This window comes from Shinella sp. G-2, assembly GCF_050172695.1.
Lineage (GTDB): Bacteria > Pseudomonadota > Alphaproteobacteria > Rhizobiales > Rhizobiaceae > Shinella.
The window spans coordinates 76,717-93,727 of sequence record NZ_JBBEYH010000021.1; the positions used below are offsets into that span (position 1 = coordinate 76,717).

The 17,011-nt window shown below is 65.7% G+C and carries 17 protein-coding genes; 13 read left to right on the forward strand and 4 right to left on the reverse strand.

Annotated features, from left to right (window positions below):
- Positions 1–23: 23 nt before the first annotated feature.
- The 5 genes from V8U06_RS22855 to V8U06_RS22875 all read left to right on the forward strand — a co-directional run bounded on the left by V8U06_RS22855 (position 24) and on the right by V8U06_RS22875 (position 5,530).
- Positions 24–500 carry a GbsR/MarR family transcriptional regulator gene (locus V8U06_RS22855; RefSeq protein WP_427142639.1) on the forward strand — a complete coding sequence of 159 codons (477 nt, stop codon included), beginning with the start codon at positions 24–26 and terminating at the stop codon, positions 498–500.
- A gap of 44 nt (positions 501–544) precedes the next feature.
- Entirely contained in the window at positions 545–1,675 is a 1,131-nt protein-coding gene (locus V8U06_RS22860) for an efflux RND transporter periplasmic adaptor subunit (protein WP_427142640.1), read from the forward strand.
- A gap of 11 nt (positions 1,676–1,686) precedes the next feature.
- Entirely contained in the window at positions 1,687–4,818 is a 3,132-nt protein-coding gene (locus tag V8U06_RS22865) for an efflux RND transporter permease subunit (protein ID WP_427142641.1), read from the forward strand.
- 74 nt (positions 4,819–4,892) lie between these two features.
- Positions 4,893–5,132, forward strand: coding sequence for an AbrB/MazE/SpoVT family DNA-binding domain-containing protein (locus V8U06_RS22870; RefSeq protein WP_427142642.1), 240 nt, complete (start codon positions 4,893–4,895; stop codon positions 5,130–5,132).
- On the forward strand, positions 5,129–5,530 hold the full coding sequence (locus V8U06_RS22875) for a PIN domain-containing protein (protein ID WP_427142643.1): 402 nt from the start codon (positions 5,129–5,131) through the stop codon (positions 5,528–5,530). The genes V8U06_RS22870 and V8U06_RS22875 overlap by 4 nt, the downstream gene beginning before the upstream one ends.
- Before the next feature lie 33 nt (positions 5,531–5,563).
- On the opposite strand, the gene V8U06_RS22880 is transcribed toward V8U06_RS22875, so the two are convergent.
- A complete protein-coding gene (locus V8U06_RS22880; protein WP_427142644.1) occupies positions 5,564–6,517 on the reverse strand; it encodes a LysR family transcriptional regulator in 954 nt (317 codons plus the stop codon).
- A 114-nt stretch (positions 6,518–6,631) separates the two neighbouring features.
- Here V8U06_RS22880 and V8U06_RS22885 point away from each other — a divergent pair, with 114 nt between their 5' ends.
- The 7 genes from V8U06_RS22885 to V8U06_RS22915 are packed head-to-tail and all read left to right on the forward strand — an operon-like array spanning position 6,632 to position 13,285.
- Positions 6,632–7,606, forward strand: coding sequence for an ABC transporter substrate-binding protein (locus V8U06_RS22885; RefSeq protein ID WP_427142645.1), 975 nt, complete (start codon positions 6,632–6,634; stop codon positions 7,604–7,606).
- Positions 7,603–8,136 (forward strand): 2-oxo-4-hydroxy-4-carboxy-5-ureidoimidazoline decarboxylase, encoded by a 534-nt coding sequence (gene uraD, locus V8U06_RS22890; RefSeq protein ID WP_427142646.1) that lies wholly within the window; start codon positions 7,603–7,605, stop codon positions 8,134–8,136. The genes V8U06_RS22885 and uraD overlap by 4 nt, the downstream gene beginning before the upstream one ends.
- A gap of 54 nt (positions 8,137–8,190) precedes the next feature.
- Entirely contained in the window at positions 8,191–9,780 is a 1,590-nt protein-coding gene (locus V8U06_RS22895) for an ABC transporter substrate-binding protein (RefSeq protein WP_427142647.1), read from the forward strand.
- Positions 9,781–9,784: 4 nt separating this feature from the next.
- Positions 9,785–10,822 carry an ABC transporter permease gene (locus V8U06_RS22900; RefSeq protein WP_427142648.1) on the forward strand — a complete coding sequence of 346 codons (1,038 nt, stop codon included), beginning with the start codon at positions 9,785–9,787 and terminating at the stop codon, positions 10,820–10,822.
- Entirely contained in the window at positions 10,819–11,715 is an 897-nt protein-coding gene (gene nikC / locus V8U06_RS22905; RefSeq protein ID WP_427142649.1) for a nickel transporter permease, read from the forward strand. The genes V8U06_RS22900 and nikC overlap by 4 nt, the downstream gene beginning before the upstream one ends.
- Entirely contained in the window at positions 11,715–12,554 is an 840-nt protein-coding gene (locus V8U06_RS22910; protein WP_427142650.1) for an ABC transporter ATP-binding protein, read from the forward strand. The genes nikC and V8U06_RS22910 overlap by 1 nt, the downstream gene beginning before the upstream one ends.
- A complete protein-coding gene (locus V8U06_RS22915) occupies positions 12,551–13,285 on the forward strand; it encodes an ABC transporter ATP-binding protein (RefSeq protein ID WP_427142651.1) in 735 nt (244 codons plus the stop codon). The genes V8U06_RS22910 and V8U06_RS22915 overlap by 4 nt, the downstream gene beginning before the upstream one ends.
- A 72-nt stretch (positions 13,286–13,357) precedes the next feature.
- On the opposite strand, the gene V8U06_RS22920 is transcribed toward V8U06_RS22915, so the two are convergent.
- Positions 13,358–14,749 (reverse strand): nucleobase:cation symporter-2 family protein, encoded by a 1,392-nt coding sequence (locus V8U06_RS22920; protein ID WP_427142652.1) that lies wholly within the window; start codon positions 14,747–14,749, stop codon positions 13,358–13,360.
- A gap of 51 nt (positions 14,750–14,800) precedes the next feature.
- A complete protein-coding gene (locus V8U06_RS22925) occupies positions 14,801–15,301 on the reverse strand; it encodes a nucleoside deaminase (RefSeq protein ID WP_226923103.1) in 501 nt (166 codons plus the stop codon).
- Positions 15,302–15,417: 116 nt separating this feature from the next.
- On the opposite strand from V8U06_RS22925, the gene V8U06_RS22930 reads away from it, so the two are divergent.
- Positions 15,418–16,434 carry a LysR family transcriptional regulator gene (locus tag V8U06_RS22930; RefSeq protein ID WP_427142653.1) on the forward strand — a complete coding sequence of 339 codons (1,017 nt, stop codon included), beginning with the start codon at positions 15,418–15,420 and terminating at the stop codon, positions 16,432–16,434.
- On the opposite strand, the gene V8U06_RS22935 is transcribed toward V8U06_RS22930, so the two are convergent.
- Positions 16,342–17,011 (reverse strand): methyl-accepting chemotaxis protein (locus tag V8U06_RS22935; protein ID WP_427142654.1); only part of this gene is annotated, 670 nt, incomplete at its 5' end. The two genes, V8U06_RS22930 and V8U06_RS22935, sit on opposite strands and share 93 nt — an antisense overlap.

Sequence of the window (17,011 nt, forward strand, 5' to 3'; positions counted from 1 at the left end):
GAAATGGACAGGGAAGTGCCGTGATGGAAAAGCTGTCGCCGCCGCAGGATTTCGTGGAAACGATGGGCATGTATTTCCAGGGCGAGAACATGCCGCGCATCGCCGGTCGTCTCTATGGGCTGCTGCTTCTTGAGGGCGGTCCGTTCAGCTTTTCGGAACTGGCAGAGCGTCTCGACGTCAGCCGTGCGTCGATCAGCACCAATGCCCGGATGCTGGCGGCGCAGGGCATGATCCAACGCGTCGCGGTGCCGGGCGATCGGCAGGATCACTATGCCATCGAGGTGAAGGGATTGCTCGCCATGTATCATCGGCAGGTCGAGCGTTACCAGCAGATGTGCGAATGGTTTCACGAAAAGGCCGAAGTGCTCGGCGACCATGCCGAAGGCACGCGCGACAGGCTGGCCGCATCGGCCATCCTCCTGGATGCGGTGCTGGATGGCCTGCGCAACGGTCTCAAACAGGTCGAAGCCCGTATCGAGGGACCAGGCCCGGCGAAATAGGGCGAACCGGTCTCACCACACGAGATTTCACGAAGGAAAACCCCATGGGCTCCAAAGGCATTCGGAGGGCGGCGCGGCTCGTCCTCGCGGCGGGCGTCGCTGCCGCATCGCTTCTCGTTCTGCATGACGGCGCGTATGCCGAAGACGCGGCGACCACGCCGGCCGTCGCAACGGTTGCGGACCGCGAGCTCGCGCCCGCCGATGTCGTGACCGTCGAGAAACAGAACCTGCGCGACCGGGTGGTGGTGAGCGGTGAGTTGCGCCCGCTCAGCCGCGCGGTGATCAAGGCCAAGGTTTACGGAACCATCGCGGACGTGCTGGTGCGACCGGGCCAGTCGGTGCAGCAGGGCGACCTGCTTGCCCGTTTCGAGACGAACGACCTCGGCGCGGAGCTTCGCCGCAAGGAGGCGACCCGCGCTGTCGCCGAGGCGCAGAGCATGCTCGCCGAACAGACCCTGACCAAGGCGCGCGCCCTGCAGAGCAGCAGCGCCATGTCGGTCTCCGCCCTGGAAAAGGCGGTGAGCGAAGCCGCCGCGGCGCGGGCCAACGTCGCCGCGCTGGAGGCCGAGGTCGAAACGGCGCGGACCGCCCTTGCCAATGCCAGCGTGCGCGCGCCGATCTCCGGTATCATCGCCACGCGCTCCGTCGATATGGGCGAGACCGTCGCCAATGGCGCGGATCTCCTGACCGTGGTCGACGGCAGCGCCTTCGAGGCCGAGGTGCTGGTCGCGACCCGCGACGTGCCGCTGCTGAGGATCGACCAGGAGGCCGAGCTTTCCATCGACGGCCTGCCGGACCGCAAGGTCACGGCGAAGGTGCGGCGCATCAGCCCCGTCGCCAATGCCGGCACGCGCTTCGTGCCGGTCTTCCTGCATCTCAGCAATTTCGACGGCCAGCTCTGGGGCGGCATGTTCGCCTCGGGCGCCATCACCGTGCGGGAAAAGGCCGGCGGTATCGCCGTGCCGGATACGGCGGTGCGGCGGGACGATGCCGGCAAGGCCTATGTTCTCGCCATCGCCGACGGCCGCCTGCAGCGCCGGGATGTCGGCGAGGGCGCCCGCTGGGGGCGGCAGATCGAGATCGCCGAAGGCCTTCAGCCCGGCGATGTCCTGCTCAAGGCGCCGATCGCGGGGCTGGTCGCCGGCACGCCGGTCTCCGTCACCGCCATCCGCTGAGGGAGCGCGAAATGCTTTTGACAAGGATCGCCGTCGAGCGGCCCGTCTTCACGACGATGATGATGATCGCCCTGCTCGTCTTCGGGCTGGTCGGCTACCAGCGCATCGGCGTCGACCTCTATCCGCGCTTCGACTTCCCCGTCGTGGTGGTGGCGACAGCCTATCCGGGCGCCACGCCCGATACGGTGGAGACCGAGATCACGCGGCCCGTGGAGGAGGCGCTGAACGCCATCAGCGGGCTCGACAAGGTGAATTCCACCTCCTACGAGGGCCGCTCCATCGTCATGGCGAGCTTCACGCTCGGCACCGACGGGCTGACGGCGGCGCAGGACGTGCGCGACCGCGTGGCGGCCCTCGAAGGCGGCTTCCCGAAGACCGTCGAGAAGCCGGTCATCCAGCGCTTCAACCCGGCCGACATGCCGATCCTCTCGGTGGCGCTCAGCTCCCGCACGCTAACCCTGCCGGAACTGACCACACTTGCCGAGCAGCGCATCGTCAAGAGCCTCAACACCGTGGCCGGCGTCGGCCGCGCCGCGCTCATCGGCGGCCAGAGCCGGCAGATCGACATCCGCATCAACGAGAGCAGCCTGCGCGCGCTCGGTGTCGGGGCGGACGAGGTGGTGACGGCGCTGCGCAGCGGCAACCAGAACCTGCCGGCCGGCTCCATGGTCAGCGACCTCAGCGACAGCATGATCCAGGTGCAGGGCCGCATCGAGCAGCCGGCCGACCTGATGGAAATGGTGGTGGCGCGGCGCGGCGGCGCGCCGATCTACCTGCGCGACATCGCCACCGTCACCGACGGGGCGGCCGATCCCGACAACCGCGCGATCTACAATGGCGAGACGGCGCTCGCCATCGACATTACCAAGATCCAGGACGCCAATACGGTCAAGGTCGCCGATGCGGTGAAGGCCAAGCTCGCGACGCTCAATGCCGAGCTTGCCCCGCTCGGCGTCGGCCTGACGGTCGTGGCCGATGTCTCGACCTCCGTCAAGGAATCCGTCTCGGAGGTGCGCGACACGCTCATCGAGGGCGCGGCGCTCGCCGTCGCCATCGTGCTGCTCTTCCTCAATTCCTGGCGTAGCACGGTCATCACCGGCCTCACCCTGCCCATCGCCATCATCGGCACCATTGCGGTCATCAACACGCTCGGCTTCACGCTGAACATGATGAGCCTGCTGGCGCTCACCCTGTCGATCGGCATCCTCGTCGACGATGCCATCGTGGTGCGCGAGAACATCACCCGCCACCTGCATATGGGCAAATCCCATGTCCAGGCGGCGCTCGACGGCACCAACGAGATCGGCCTTGCCGTGATCGCCACCACCGCGACCATCATCGCCGTCTTCCTGCCGGTCGCCATGATGAAGGGCATCGTCGGCCAGTTCTTCTACCAGTTCGGCATGACCGTCTCGATTGCCGTCATCATCTCGCTCTTCGTCAGCTTCACGCTGGACCCCATGCTGTCCAGCGTCTGGTACGATCCGGATTCGCAGCCGAACGCCAGGCGCGGCCCGCTCGGGCGGCTGATCGCGCATTTCGACCGTGGCTTCGAACGGCTGGCGCATCTCTACAAGCCCGTCATCGCCTGGGTGCTGCGCCATCGCTTCATCACGCTGATTGCAACCGTCGTCACCTTCGTCGGCAGCCTTGCGATGGTGCCGCTGGTGGGCGTGGAATTCGTGCCCTCGTCCGACGAGGGCCGGCTCACGATCAGCGTCACGACGCCGGTCGGCTCCTCGCTCGACTATACCGGCGCCAAGATGGCGCAGGTCGAGAAGGCGCTGGGCGAATTCCCGGAGATCAAGTCGGTCTACACCACCATCAATGGCGGGCAGGTGGCCGGCAAGAACCGGGCAACGGTGCAGGTGGAGCTCGTGCCCGTCGCGGAGCGCAGCCGCACGCCGGCCGTGCTGGCCCAGCCCATCCGCGAGCGGCTGGCCCATATCGCCGGCATCCGGGCCAACATCGCGCCGGGCGATCTGGAGGGCGGCGAAAGCAGCATCCAGATCAGCGTGCTCGGCGACGACCAGCAGACGCTCGAGGCCGTTGCGACGGACCTCGCGGCCGCGCTGCGCGCCATTCCCGGTGCGGTCGACGTGCGCAGCTCAACCGAGGAGCCGGCGCAGGTCATTTCGCTGCGCCTCAAGCGCGATGCGGCCAGCGATCTCGGCATCGATACGCTTCAGCTCGGAACCATGCTGAATACGCTTGTCGGCGGCGAGAAGGTCACCAAATGGACCGACCTCAAGGGCGAGACCTATGACGTCGTGCTGCGTCTGCCGAAAGAACAGCGGCAGAACCTCGACATGCTGCGCGACCTGACCATCAGCACCGGCAAGACCGACGAGGCGGGCGCGCCCGTGCTGGTGCGGCTCGATCAGGTCGCCGATTTCGTGCCCTCCACCACGGCGGCCGAAATCCGCCGGCTCGACCGCAGCCGCGAGGTGCTGGTTTCCGGCGACGTTTCGGGCCGGCCGCTCGGCGACGTCACGACCGACATCGAGGCGATGATCGCGGGCAAGAAGCTGCCGGCCGGCATACGCGTCAAGTTCGGCGGCTCGGTGGACGATCTCAACGAGACGGGCGGGGAAATGGTGACGGCGCTGACGCTGGCCGTGGTGCTGATCTACCTCGTGCTGGCCTCGCAGTTCGGCAGCTTCGCCCAGCCCATCGCCATCATGGTCTCCATGCCGCTGTCGCTGATCGGCGTCATCCTCGGCCTGCTGGTGGCGGGCAGCACGCTGAACATGTTCTCGATGATCGGCTTCATCATGCTGATGGGGCTGGTGACGAAGAACGGCATCCTGCTCGTCGACTTCGCCAACCAGGAGCGAAAGCGCGGCCTGCCGCTGACCGAGGCGCTCATCAATGCCGGCGTCGTGCGCTTCCGTCCGATCATCATGACGACGCTCGCCATGATCTTCGGCATGATCCCGCTGGCCGCCGCCATCACGGGTGGCGGCGCGCAGCGCGCGCCCATGGCCCATGCGGTGATCGGCGGCCTCGTCAGCTCGACGATCCTGACGCTGGTCGTGGTGCCGATGATCCTCTCCTATATCGACAGCATCACGCGCCGCATCGCCCCCTGGCTGCCCAAGGCGCCGGACGACCGCCATGAAACGGGAGGTCAAGGCGCATGATATCCGTCGTGCGGCATTGAAAGCCCTGGCGATATGCCTTACATTTCTCATTACCTGAAGTAAGGAATTCCGCCGTGACGACCGCAACCATCACGTCAAAAGGCCAGATCACGATACCGATGAAGGTGCGCAGCGACATGGGACTTGCCGCGGGCGATCGGGTCGAGTTCGTGCGCATGCAGGACGGCCATTACGCCGTCGTGCCGGCCTCCCATTCGATCCGGTCCCTGAAGGGGATCGTGCCGCGGCCGGACAAGCCTGTCAGCCTTGAGGACATGCAGGACGCCATTGCCGCCGGGGCGAACGGCCAGTGATCGGTGTCGATACCAATGTCCTGGTGCGCTATCTCGCCCAGGACGACGAAGCGCAATCGGCCGCTGCCGCGCGGGTCATCGACGGTTTCACGCCCGAAGCGCCGGGCTTCGTCTCGCAGGTCGCGCTGGTGGAGACCGTCTGGGTGCTCACCCGCTCCTACAGGATGACCCGGTCCGCTATCGCCGACACGGTCGAGGCCCTGTTGCGGGCGCGCGAGCTGGTGGTCGAGGGCGCCGAGGCCGGTTATCTGGCATTAGCGACCTATCGCGCGACGAAAGCCGACTTTTCCGATGCGCTGATTGCCCATGGCGGTCGTCTGGCGGGATGCCGGGAGACGGTGACCTTCGACAAGGGGGCGGCCAGCGCGGCGGGCATGCGGCTCATCGGGGCAGAGTGATCGCCCGAACGGATGATCAGCCGGCGCCGCGTGCTATTGCGCAGGGGCAGTGCGGGCCTTACGGGCGGCCTGCGCCGCAGCAAGCGTCTTCTCGATGACCATGGACGCCCGGTCGGCCACGATCTGCACCAGCGCGTTCAGCGGCTTGGAGGCGTCGATGGCGATGTCGGAGGATTGCGGCACGGCGTCGATCTCCGTCAGCGGCAGGAAGCGCAATGTGCCCTCGGCCAGTTCGGTCGCCGCGTCCAGCTCCGAGGTAAAGGCGACATAGTTGCCGCTGCGGGCAAGGTTCTTCACGAGGTGCAACGAGTTGGTCTCGACCCGGCCATGCGGCTCGGCGAAGAGCCAGCTGTACTGCACTTCGAGGAAACGGCGGATCAGCAGCGAGCGGCTTTGCAGGGCGATCGGGTAGGTCACGACGTCCTGGAATTTCACGTCGGGGTGCGAGAGCAGAGGATGGTGCGGGGCGACGACGCAGCCGAAGGGCAGCGGCAGGCTCCATAGAGACCGCACGTCGCTGCGCTGGGGCAGGTTGAAGGTGATGATGAGGTCCGCCTGTCCGGACAGGAGGGCCGCGACCGCTTCGTCCGTCGAGCCGATCTGGATGGAAAGGCCGATCAGCGGATGGGCGGCGGCGATGTCCTGTACCAGTTCGGGCAGGATGGTCGTGGCGTGACTGTCCATGGCGAAGACATTGACCTGGCCCTGCTGCACGCCCTGCAGCTGGAAGATCTCCGCCACCGCATTGCGTTCCTCCGCCCGCCAGCGGTGGACGAGCCGCACCAGCGCCTCGCCTGCCGCCGTCAGCCGCATGCCCTTCGGCATGCGGTCGAAGAGCTTGACCCCCAGCCGCTCCTCCAGACCGATGATCTGGCGGTCGATCGCCGAGGCCGCGATGTTCTGCGCGCGGGCGGCGGCCTGGATGGAGCCGGTCGAGGCGACACGGTCGAAATAGTGCAATTGTGCGGGGATCAGCGAACGGGACATGCGAACCTCACCATTCTAATTTCGGCAATGAAGTGTTTCACAGTTTGATATAGACGGCAATGCCAAGTCGGCGCACACTCCCTTCAATCACTACCAACCACAGGGAACAGCGGCGTGGTCCAGCAGATCAAATTCTTCCTGAACAGCTTTTTCTCCGGGCCGCAGGCCCCGTTCTTTCTGGCTGCCGACAACGGGCATTTCGCCCGTCACGGCCTTGAGGTCGAGTTCACCGAAGGCGCATCGCTCGCATGGGCGGTGCCGGTGCTGGCAGGCGGTGGTTATGATGTCGCCTATGGCGACATGAATACCCTCATCGAGATGAAGTCGGTCGACCCGTCCTCCTCGCCGCTCGCCGTCTGGGCCATGCACAACCGCTCGCCCTACACCATCGCCGTCGATGCCGATGGCCCGATCCAAAGCCCGGCCGACCTTGCCGGCCGCAAGCTGGTCTCGCATCCGGAAGACGCCGCCTGGAAGCTCTTCCCGGAATTCGGCATCGCCACGGGCCTCGACATTTCGACCGTCGAAGTCGAGCCCTCCGATCTCGGCCATGACGAGATGGTGCCGATCATGCGCGACACCGGCCGCTGGGAAGGCATCTTCGGCTTCGTCAACACCGTGCGCGCCCACACGATCGAGGCCGGCCTCGACCCGGACAAGGTGCTGCGTCATCTCGAATTCCGCGACTACCTGCCGGATCTCTATGGCGGCGCCGTCATGGTCACCCGCGATTTCGCGGCAAAGCATCCGGAAGCCGTGCGCGGTCTGCTCGAAGCGATCAATTGCGGCCTCAAGGATGCCATCGCCGATCCTGACGCAGCCATTGCCGCCGTCGCCCGGCGCAACCCGAAGCTCGACATCAAGGCGAACCGCGCCCGTCTCGTCGGCACGCTGGGGCTGGAAATGGCCGGGCCGGAAGGTGGACGCATCGGTATCGGCGATGCGGATGACGCACGCATCGTCGCCGGCGCCACTCTGATCACCCAGGCCAAGGGCCTTGCCCGCGTGCCGGCCGCGTCCGAAGTCTTCGACCGTCAGTTCCTGCCGCCGCTCGAAGAACGCGTCACCAGCCTGGCCGAGCGGTCATGACAGCGCGGCGGATCGCAGAATTCAACGCCTTGCCGCGGGGAGATTTCGCCGCGGCTCTGGCTCCGGTCTGGGAGAATGCAGACTGGGTGGCGGAGAAGGTCTCCGTCGACAGGCCCTTCGCCTCGGCGTCGGCCCTGCATGAGGCGATGCTGGCGCTCGTGAGGGCGCTGCCGGAAGACGAACTGCTCGCCTTCCTGAACCGTCATCCCGATCTTGGAGGAGCGGATGTGCGGGCGGGACGGGTGACGGCGGAGTCGGATGCCGAGCAGAGCTCGATCCGTCTCAACGCGCTGACGGCCGAGCAGGTTGCGGAATGGGACGGACTGAACGCCGCCTACAAGGCCCGCTTCGGTTTCCCTTTCATTCTCTGCGTGCGGCGTCACGACCAGGCCTCGGCGCTCGCGGCGATCCGCGACCGCATGAACGGAACACGCCAGGGCGAACTCGAAGCCGCCCTGCAGGAAATTGCATGGATCACCCGCTACCGGCTTGCCGCGCGGGTGACCGACCACGGAATTTCAGGATTGTAACAGCTGACGACGTAACCGAACCTGGTAATCCAGGCCCTACGGGAGGAGGGAAAGATGTACAGAAGACAGTTTCTTGGAAGTGTCGCCGCGGCGGCCCTTTTCATGGGCATGACGGGTGGCATGGCCTTTGCCGAAACGCCGGCCGACACGCTCGTCATCGCCAAAGTGATCGACGATGCGATTTCGTTCGATCCGGCGGAATCCTACGAAGACACCGGCAGCGAAGTGCTGCACAACGTCTATGAACCGCTCGTCGGCAACGAAGCGACCGACATGTCCAAGCTGACCGGCCTCATCGCCGAAAGCTGGACCTTCACCGACAACAACAAGACCGCGACCTTCAAGCTGCGCGCCGGCCAGACCTTCGCGTCCGGCAATCCTCTGACGGCCAACAACGTGGTCTATTCCTTTGCCCGCGTCGTCAAGGCAGGCAAGTCGCCGGCCTTCATCCTGAAGCAGTTCGGCTGGACGGCCGAGAATGTCGACAGCATGCTCAAGGCCGTCGACGACCAGACCTTCGAAATGAAGATCACCGTCGACTATGCGCCCTCGCTGGTCCTGAACATCCTGTCTTCCGTCAATGCGTCGGTGGTCGATTCCGTGACCGTCAAGGCGAACGAGAAGGACGGCGATTTCGGTCTTGCCTATCTCAAGGACAAGTCCGAGGGTTCCGGTCCCTACGTGCTGAAGACCTGGAAGCCGAACCAGACGGTGATGATGCAGGCCAACCCGGCCTATCGCCAGGGCGAACCGGCGATGAAGCGCGTCATCCTGCGCCACATACCGGAATCCGCCTCGCAGCGCCTGCTCCTGGAAAAGGGCGACATCGACATCGCCACCAACCTGCCGGGCGATCAGATCAAGGCGCTCGAAGCCAATCCCGACATCGCCGTCATGCGCAACAACGCGGCGCGCAATCTCTATCTCGGCCTCAGCCAGTCGGTCGAGCCGTTCACCAAGCCGCAGGTGCGCGAGGCGCTGAAGTATCTCGTCGACTACAAGGGGATGACGGACTCGCTGCTGAAGGGCGAATTCACCGTGCTGCAGTCCTTCTGGCCCTCGGGCTTCTACGGCTCGCTCGACGAGAACCCCTATAGCTACGACGTCGAGAAGGCCAAGGCCCTGCTCGCCGAGGCGGGCTACAAGGACGGCTTCTCCTTCAAGCTCTCGGTGCGCAACGTCAGCCCTGCCATCGACATCGCCCAGGCGGTCCAGCAGTCGATGTCGGCCGCCGGCGTCAAGATGGAGATCCAGCAGACGGACCAGAAGCAGTTCATCACCGCCTATCGCGGTCGTCAGTTCGAGGCGGTGCTCGGCACCTGGGAGCCGGACTTCCTCGACCCGCACGCCAATGCCGCGACCTTCGCGCTCAACCCGGACAACGGCCCGGATGCCAGCAGCAAGACGGTGGCCTGGCGCAACAGCTGGAAGGACGACACGGTCAACGCCATGACGGAAGCCGCCGTGCGCGAGCCCGACGAGGCCAAGCGTTCAGACCTATACAAGGAACTGCAGCGCAAGGTGATCGCCGACGGTCCCTATGTCGGCCTCGTGCAGCGCATCCGTCTGGCCGCCCTGCGCAAGAACGTCAAGGACTACGTGGTCGGTCCGGCGACGGTGTTCTACCGCCTGGTCAGGAAGTAGTCCCGTGCACAGCCCGGCGAAACGGATCTACTCCATCCTGCGTCTTTCATTGGGGAGCGCGACTTCGGTCGCGCTTACCCTTATTGGTCTCATCTTCGTCACCTTCGCCGTCGGCCGCCTGATCCCCATCGATCCGGTCGTGGCCGTCGTCGGCGAGAAGGCGCCGCAGGAAGTCTACGACAAGATGTACAAGGAACTCGGCCTTGACAGGCCGGTCTACGAACAGTTCATCACCTATGTCGGCAAGGTCGCGCACGGGGATTTGGGGAATTCCGTTTTCACCGGCCATCCGGTCGTGCAGGATCTGGCAAGCGTCTTTCCGGCCACGCTGGAACTTGCGACGATCGGCATCCTGATCGGCGTGCTGCTGGGCGTGCCGCTCGGCGTGGTGGCGGCCGCAAACAGCGGGCGCTGGCAGGACCAGATGGTCCGCGTGCTCAGCCTCGCCGGCTATTCCGTGCCGGTCTTCTGGCTCGGCATCGTGTTCCTGCTGGTCTTCTACGGCAAGCTCGACTGGGTGGCGGGACCGGGGCGCATCGACATCGCCTATGACGGCCTCGTCGAGGAATGGTCCGGCATCCTGACCATCGATGCGCTGAGGGCAGGGGACATGGACGTCTTCTACAATGCGCTTTCGCATATGGTGCTTCCGGCGATGCTGCTTGGCCTCTCGTCGCTGGCCTACATCGCGCGCATGACCCGCAGCTTCATGCTGACGCAGCTGAACCAGGAATATGTCACGCTCGCCCGCGCCAAGGGCGCTTCCGAGCGCACGGTAATCTGGGGCCATGCCCTGAAAAATGCCCGCGTGCAGATCATCACCGTCTGCTTCCTCTCCTACGGCTTCCTGCTGGAAGGCGCGGTTCTGACGGAGACAGTGTTCTCTTGGCCGGGGCTCGGCCTCTACATGACCAATGCCCTGTTCAACGCCGACCTCAATGCCGTCATCGGCGGTACGATCCTGATCGGTGCCGTCTTCATCATTCTCAACGCGCTGGCCGATATCGTCTATCGCTTCGCAGATCCGAGGACCGCAGGATGAGCACAACGCTAGCCCAATGGCTGACCACCGACCGGCCTGCAAGTCGCCTGCAGGCCCGGTTCGTCCGCCTCAACCTTTCCTTCCGCGCGCTTGTCGCCAACCGGCTGGCGCTCGTCGGTCTCCTCATCGTTCTGGCGCTCGTCGCCATGGCGCTCATCGGGCCCTTCTTCGCCGGCTCGCCGACGGATCAGGTGCTGGCGAACCGCCTGCTGCCGCCGAGCGCCGATCACTGGTTCGGCACGGACGAACTTGGCCGCGACATTCTCTCGCGCGTCGTGCACGGCTCGCAGATCACCGTACGCATCGTTCTGATGGTCTCGCTGATCGTCGGGCCGGTCGGCCTCACCATCGGCATCGTCGCCGGCTATTTCGGCGGCTGGGTGGATGCGGCGCTGATGCGCATCACCGATATCTTCCTGTCGCTGCCGCGCCTCGTCCTGGCACTTGCCTTCGTCGCCGCGCTCGGCACCGGCATCAACAACGCCATCATCGCGATTGCGGTGACCAGCTGGCCGCCCTATGCGCGCCTGGCGCGTGCCGAGACGCTGAGCATCCGCAACAGCGATTTTGTCCGCATGGCGGAATTGCAGGGCGCCTCCACGCTGCGCATCCTGTTCAACCATATCGCACCGCTCTGCTTCGCCTCGGTCGTGGTGCGCCTGACCTTCGACATGTCCGGCACGATCCTGATCGCCGCCGGCCTCGGCTTCCTCGGCCTCGGCGCGCAGCCGCCGCAGCCGGAATGGGGCCTCATGGTCGCCGCCGGCCGGCAATATGTGCTGGACCAGTGGTGGGTCGCCACCATTCCCGGCATTGCCATCTTCATCGCCAGCCTCGGCTTCAACCTTCTGGGTGACGGCCTGCGCGACGTCTTCGATGCGAGGTCCTCGTAATGTCCCGGCTTGAAATCGAAGATCTCCGCGTTTCCTTTGCCAGTCGTTCCGGCCCGGTGCCGGCGCTGCGCGGCGTCAGCCTCTCCGTCGATGGCGGCCGGCTCGGCATCGTCGGCGAAAGCGGCTCGGGCAAGTCGACCATGGGCAGGGCCATCATGGGCCTGCTGCCGCAGAGCGCCAAGGTCACCGCCCGGCGGTTCGAATTTTCCGGCCAGGACATGCTCAAGGCCTCGATCGCCCAGAAACGGGCGATGCGCGGCCGCCGCATCGGCATGATCATGCAGGACCCGCGTTATGCGCTCAATCCCGTCATGACGGTCGGTGCGCAGATCGCCGAATGTTTCCGTCTGCACCAGGGCATCGCCGGCAGGGCGGCGAAAGCCAAGGTGCTCGACCTGCTTGCCGCCGTGCGCATCAACGATCCGGAATCGGTCTACGACCAGTATCCGCATCAGGTGTCCGGCGGCATGGGCCAGCGCGTGATGATCGCCATTGCGCTTGCCGGCGAACCGGAACTGCTGATCGCCGACGAGCCGACCTCGGCACTCGACGCTTCGGTGCGCACGAGCTTCCTCGGTCTGCTCGACCAGATCATCAAGGAACGCGGCATGTCGCTGATCCTGATCAGCCACGACCTGCACCTCGTCTCCAATTTCTGCGATCGGGTGATGGTGATGTATGGTGGTCAGGTGATGGAGGAGTGCACGGCGGCGGATCTGGAAAACCCGCATCATGCCTATACGCGCGCACTCGCCGCCTGCCGGCCGTCGCTCACCGAGCGGCTGCCGGAGCTGCGCACCTTCACCCGCGACCCCGCCTGGATGGAGGCAAAGTCATGATCGAGATCGAAAACGTCTGCGTCGATTTTCACACCAAGACCCGCGTGGTGCGAGCCTTGAATGCGGTTTCCCTCAGCGTGCCGCAGGGCAGCGTCTTCGGCCTCGTCGGCGAGTCCGGTTCCGGCAAGACGACATTGCTGCGCGCCATGATGGGCCTCACCGCCGTCAGCAGCGGCAAGGTGAAGATCGGCGGCGACGTGGTGAAGCAGAACCCGCCGCTCTCCTTCCGCCGCCGCGTGCAGATGGTCATGCAGGATTGCTACGCCTCGCTGAACCCGGTGCATACCGTCGACCAGATCATCGGCGAACCGCTTGCGATCCACCGCTTCGACAATCCGGAAAAGCGCATCCTGCAGGCCCTGAAGGATGTGAGTCTCGGCCCGGAACACCGCTTCCGCTTCCCGCACCAGCTTTCGGGCGGCCAGCGCCAGCGCGTCGCCATTGCGCGGTGCCTCGCCATCGAGCCGGAGGTCATGCTGCTCGACGAGCCGACCTCGGCGCTCGACGTGTCGATCCAGGCGGAAATCGTCAATCTCGTCATGCGGCTGCAGCGGGAAAAGGGGCTCACCCTCTTCATCATCAGCCATGACCTGCCGCTCGTCGCCCATATGTGCGACCGGCTGGCGATCATGCACAAGGGCGTGCTGCGCGAGATCATCACCAGTCAGGACCTGATCGACCAGAACGTGACGGACGACTACACGCGCGAACTCATCAGCGCCTCGCTTTGAATGGCGAAAGGCCGGGACCTTGCAGGTCCCGGCCCTCCGGCAGGCGTCACTATGGCCCCGGGGGAGGGAGTCCTAGTGGGCCATGGCGACCTGTCCCTGTATGCGAAGCCCGTTGAGCGCCGCGTTCATGATGATGGCGGTGACCGCCCCCATGATGACGGGGGAGTGGAAGACCACCTGGGACCATTCCGGCATGAACTGGAAGAAGTCCGGCTTGACGATGGTGATCATCGCCATGGCGACGCTCAGCCCCACCACCATGAAGTTGTTGAAGGTCGTGTCGAAGTCGATCTTCTGCAGGGTCTTCATGCCGACGACCACCAGCGTGCCGAACATGACGAACCCGGCGCCGCCGACAACCGGCTTCGGCAGAGAGGCGATGGCGGTCGCCAGCACCGGCGACAGGCCGAGCACGACGAGGAACCCGCCCGCCAGCGCCACCGTCCAGCGGCTGCGCACGCCCGTTATGTTCACCAGCGCGACGTTCTCCGAGAAGGCCGTGTAGGGGAACGAGTTGAGCATGCCGCCGAGCATGGTCGAAAGCCCGTCCGCCCGCAGCAGGTCGGCGATGGTGCGTTCCGTCGCGGGACGGCCGACCATCTCGCCGACGACGATGGTGTCGCCGACGGATTCCACCCAGGTGATGGCGACGACGAGGCACATGGTCAGCACCGGCACGAGATGGAAGGTCGGCAGGCCGAAGTGGAAGGGCGTGACGATGGCGAGCGGAGCCGCATCCTTGACCGCGCTGAAATCCAGCATGCCCATCAGCCCCGCGAAGACGACGCCGACGACCAGCCCGAGGAAGACCGCAATGTTCTTGACGAAGCCGCGGCCGAAGACGTTGAGCAGCACGATGACGGCGAGCACGAGGAAGGCAAGGCCGATATAGGCCGGTTTGCCCGCATCGGGCACGAAGCCGCCGGCGGCATACTGGATCGCGACCGGCAGCAGGCTGAGGCCCATCACCGTCAGCACGGCGCCGACGACCACGGGCGGAAAGGCCCTGACGATATAGCGGCCCAGCGGAGCCATGAAGATGGCGAAGAGCCCCGCCGCGATGACCGCGCCATAGACCGCCTGCAGGCCGGCGGTCGGCCCGTTCGCGAGGATCGCCGGATTGCTGCCGATGGCGATGACCGGCGAGATGGCGGCGAAGGTGATGCCCTGCATCAGCGGCATGCGCACGCCGAAGCGCCAGAAGCCGACCGTCTGGATCAGCGTGGCGAGGCCGCAGGTGATGAGGTCGGCCTGGATCAGGTAGGCGATCTGGGCCTGGCTGAGGTTGAGGGCGCTACCGATGATGAAGGGAACGGCGATGGCGCCGGTATACATGACGAGCACGTGCTGAAGCGCGAGCACCGCCATGCGGGCGGGGGGCAGGATCTCATCGACGGGATGGACATGCCGTGCAGTCTGGTTTGCGCCGGCCGCAGCCGCGCCATGGTCCGCTTGTCGGGACATGGGCTGAACTCCTCAAAGGAAGAAAATGGAAAGGCCTGCGGCTTCGGGTTTTCACCAGAAGCCCTCATGCGCTTTCGCGATTTCCCCTTCGAGCGCGGGCACGGGTCCGACGACCGCCACCTTGCGCTGCCCGGCGTCGAAAATATGCTCGCAGGGCATGTCCATCGTCAGGTTTTCGGGATTGTCGCCGGTCAGTTCGGCGAGGCGCTTTTCCGTCATGCCGTAGACGAGGCGGCCGATGCCGGCCCAATAGGTGCCACCCGCGCACATGCAGCACGGCTCCACCGAGGTGACGAGCGTGCATTCCGCCAGGAATTCCGGCGAATAGGCCTTGGCGGCGTCGCGTGCGACGTTCATCTCGGCATGGCCGACGCCCTTGTCGTCCTTGAACGTGTTGCCGGAGGTGAGCAGCACCGCCCCGTCCGGCCCCGCCAGCAATGCACCGAACGGGTGGTTGCCCGCCGCCCGGCTTTCCTCCGCGATCTTCATCGTCTCGCGCAGATTGCGCAGATCGATCTCCGTTGCCTGTCCCTTGTTCTGTTTGTCGAGCATTCGTCACTCCTCCTGAACGCTTGAAACTCCCGCATTCAGAGTGCGCGAGAAGGGGGCTTGCGCCAATTAGAATGAATTGCGCATAGTGTGCGAAAAAACTGCACAGGGAGGCGGCTGTGTCGGCATTCTCGCGGGAGTTCTTCACCTTCGTGGAAGTGGCGCGCGAGCGCTCCATCCGTCGTGCGGCGGAAAAGCTCAACCTCTCCGCCTCCGCCCTCAGCCGTCAGATGCAGATTCTCGAACAGACCTTTGGCGCCCGGCTCTTCGTGCGCATGCCGCAGGGCGTGCAACTGACGGAACAGGGGCAGGTTCTGCTGGCGCAGGCTGAGCGCTGGCTGGACGACGAGAGCGCGTTGCGCGCCGCCCTCCAGCAGGCCGGCGGCGGTGGGGCCGGCACGCTCAGGCTCGGCATCATGGAATGCCTGGTGCCCTATATTCTGCCGGGGCTGGAGGCGGAGACGGAACCGGCCGCGCTGAAGATTTCGGTGGGCGACACCGGCACACTGGTCGGCCAGCTCTGCCGCAACGAGATCGACGCGCTGCTGGCCTTCAACGTGCCGCGCCTGCCGGAGCTTCGGGTCTATGACGAGCGGAGCTACGATCTCGGTGTCGTCTATGCGGCGGCGCTGGCGCCCTCGGGCGAGCCGCCGTTCCGCATCGAGAACTGTCTTGGCCGGCCGCTCTGCCTGCCCGATACGAGCCTGTCGGTCTGGCCGCGGCTCGATGCGGAGGTCTACCGCATCCATGCCGAGCCGCATATCGCGCTGCGCAGCAACTCCATCGCGCTCATCATGGAATATGTCGCGGCCGGAAAGGGTATCAGCTTCCTGACGTGGCTGGATGCGGCGGCGGGCGTCGCCGAGGGCCGCTTCCGCTTCGCCAAGCTGGAAAACCGTCGTCTGTCGGAAAAGCTCTATCTCTGCGCGGCGGCCAATGCCCCGCTGGGGCCGTTCCAGGCGGCGCGCTCTTCCGCCGCGTTCCCCTCTCGCCGCAAGGCGATTGAGGGAGGCCGAGGCAACGGGTGCCCCGGCTGTTGTCACTCAGAATTCGTCCCAGCCCGGCTCGGAGGCCGTTGCCGCGCTGCCACCGCCGAAGGCGCTGGCGAGCTTGCCGACCATACGCTTGGCCGGTGAGACGACGGGGCGCGAGGTCGTGTGGGCGGCTGCGACGGGACCGCGAACGGGCGCCGGGGTGGCTGCGCGCGAGGAAACCGCAGCGCCGACCTGGAAGCGACCGACCAATTGGCGCAGCTTGTCCGCTTCGCCGGCGAGCGACGCGCTTGCGGCGGTGGACTGCTCGACCATGGCGGCGTTCTGCTGGGTCGTCTGGTCCATCTGGTTGACGGCGGAGTTGACCTCCGCCAGCCCGACCGACTGCTCGCGCGCCGAGGTGGTGATGGCGTCGAGCTGCGCGTTGATCTCGCTGACATGCTCGCCGATCACCTTCAGCGCCGCACCGGTCTCCGTCACGAGGCGAACGCCCCCTTCGACCTCGCCCGCCGAATGGCGGATCAGTTCCTTGATCTCCTTGGCGGCCTGGGCCGAGCGCTGGGCAAGCTCGCGCACTTCCTGCGCCACGACCGCAAAGCCCTTGCCGGCCTCGCCCGCACGCGCCGCTTCCACGCCGGCGTTCAGCGCCAGAAGGTTTGTCTGGAAGGCGATCTCGTCGATGACGCCGATGATGTTGGAGATCTGGCCCGAGGAAGCCTCG

What these genes read in the sequence shown, in the direction of transcription:
- V8U06_RS22855 (WP_427142639.1), top strand. Translation starts at nt 24, where the DNA reads ATGGAAAAGCTGTCGCCGCCGCAGGATTTCGTGGAAACGATGGGCATG.
- V8U06_RS22860 (WP_427142640.1), top strand. Translation starts at nt 545, where the DNA reads ATGGGCTCCAAAGGCATTCGGAGGGCGGCGCGGCTCGTCCTCGCGGCG.
- V8U06_RS22865 (WP_427142641.1), top strand. Translation starts at nt 1,687, where the DNA reads ATGCTTTTGACAAGGATCGCCGTCGAGCGGCCCGTCTTCACGACGATG.
- V8U06_RS22880 (WP_427142644.1), bottom strand. Translation starts at nt 6,517, where the DNA reads ATGTCCCGTTCGCTGATCCCCGCACAATTGCACTATTTCGACCGTGTC.
- uraD (WP_427142646.1), top strand. Translation starts at nt 7,603, where the DNA reads ATGACAGCGCGGCGGATCGCAGAATTCAACGCCTTGCCGCGGGGAGAT.
- V8U06_RS22895 (WP_427142647.1), top strand. Translation starts at nt 8,191, where the DNA reads ATGTACAGAAGACAGTTTCTTGGAAGTGTCGCCGCGGCGGCCCTTTTC.
- nikC (WP_427142649.1), top strand. Translation starts at nt 10,819, where the DNA reads ATGAGCACAACGCTAGCCCAATGGCTGACCACCGACCGGCCTGCAAGT.
- V8U06_RS22910 (WP_427142650.1), top strand. Translation starts at nt 11,715, where the DNA reads ATGTCCCGGCTTGAAATCGAAGATCTCCGCGTTTCCTTTGCCAGTCGT.
- V8U06_RS22915 (WP_427142651.1), top strand. Translation starts at nt 12,551, where the DNA reads ATGATCGAGATCGAAAACGTCTGCGTCGATTTTCACACCAAGACCCGC.
- V8U06_RS22920 (WP_427142652.1), bottom strand. Translation starts at nt 14,749, where the DNA reads ATGTCCCGACAAGCGGACCATGGCGCGGCTGCGGCCGGCGCAAACCAG.
- V8U06_RS22925 (WP_226923103.1), bottom strand. Translation starts at nt 15,301, where the DNA reads ATGCTCGACAAACAGAACAAGGGACAGGCAACGGAGATCGATCTGCGC.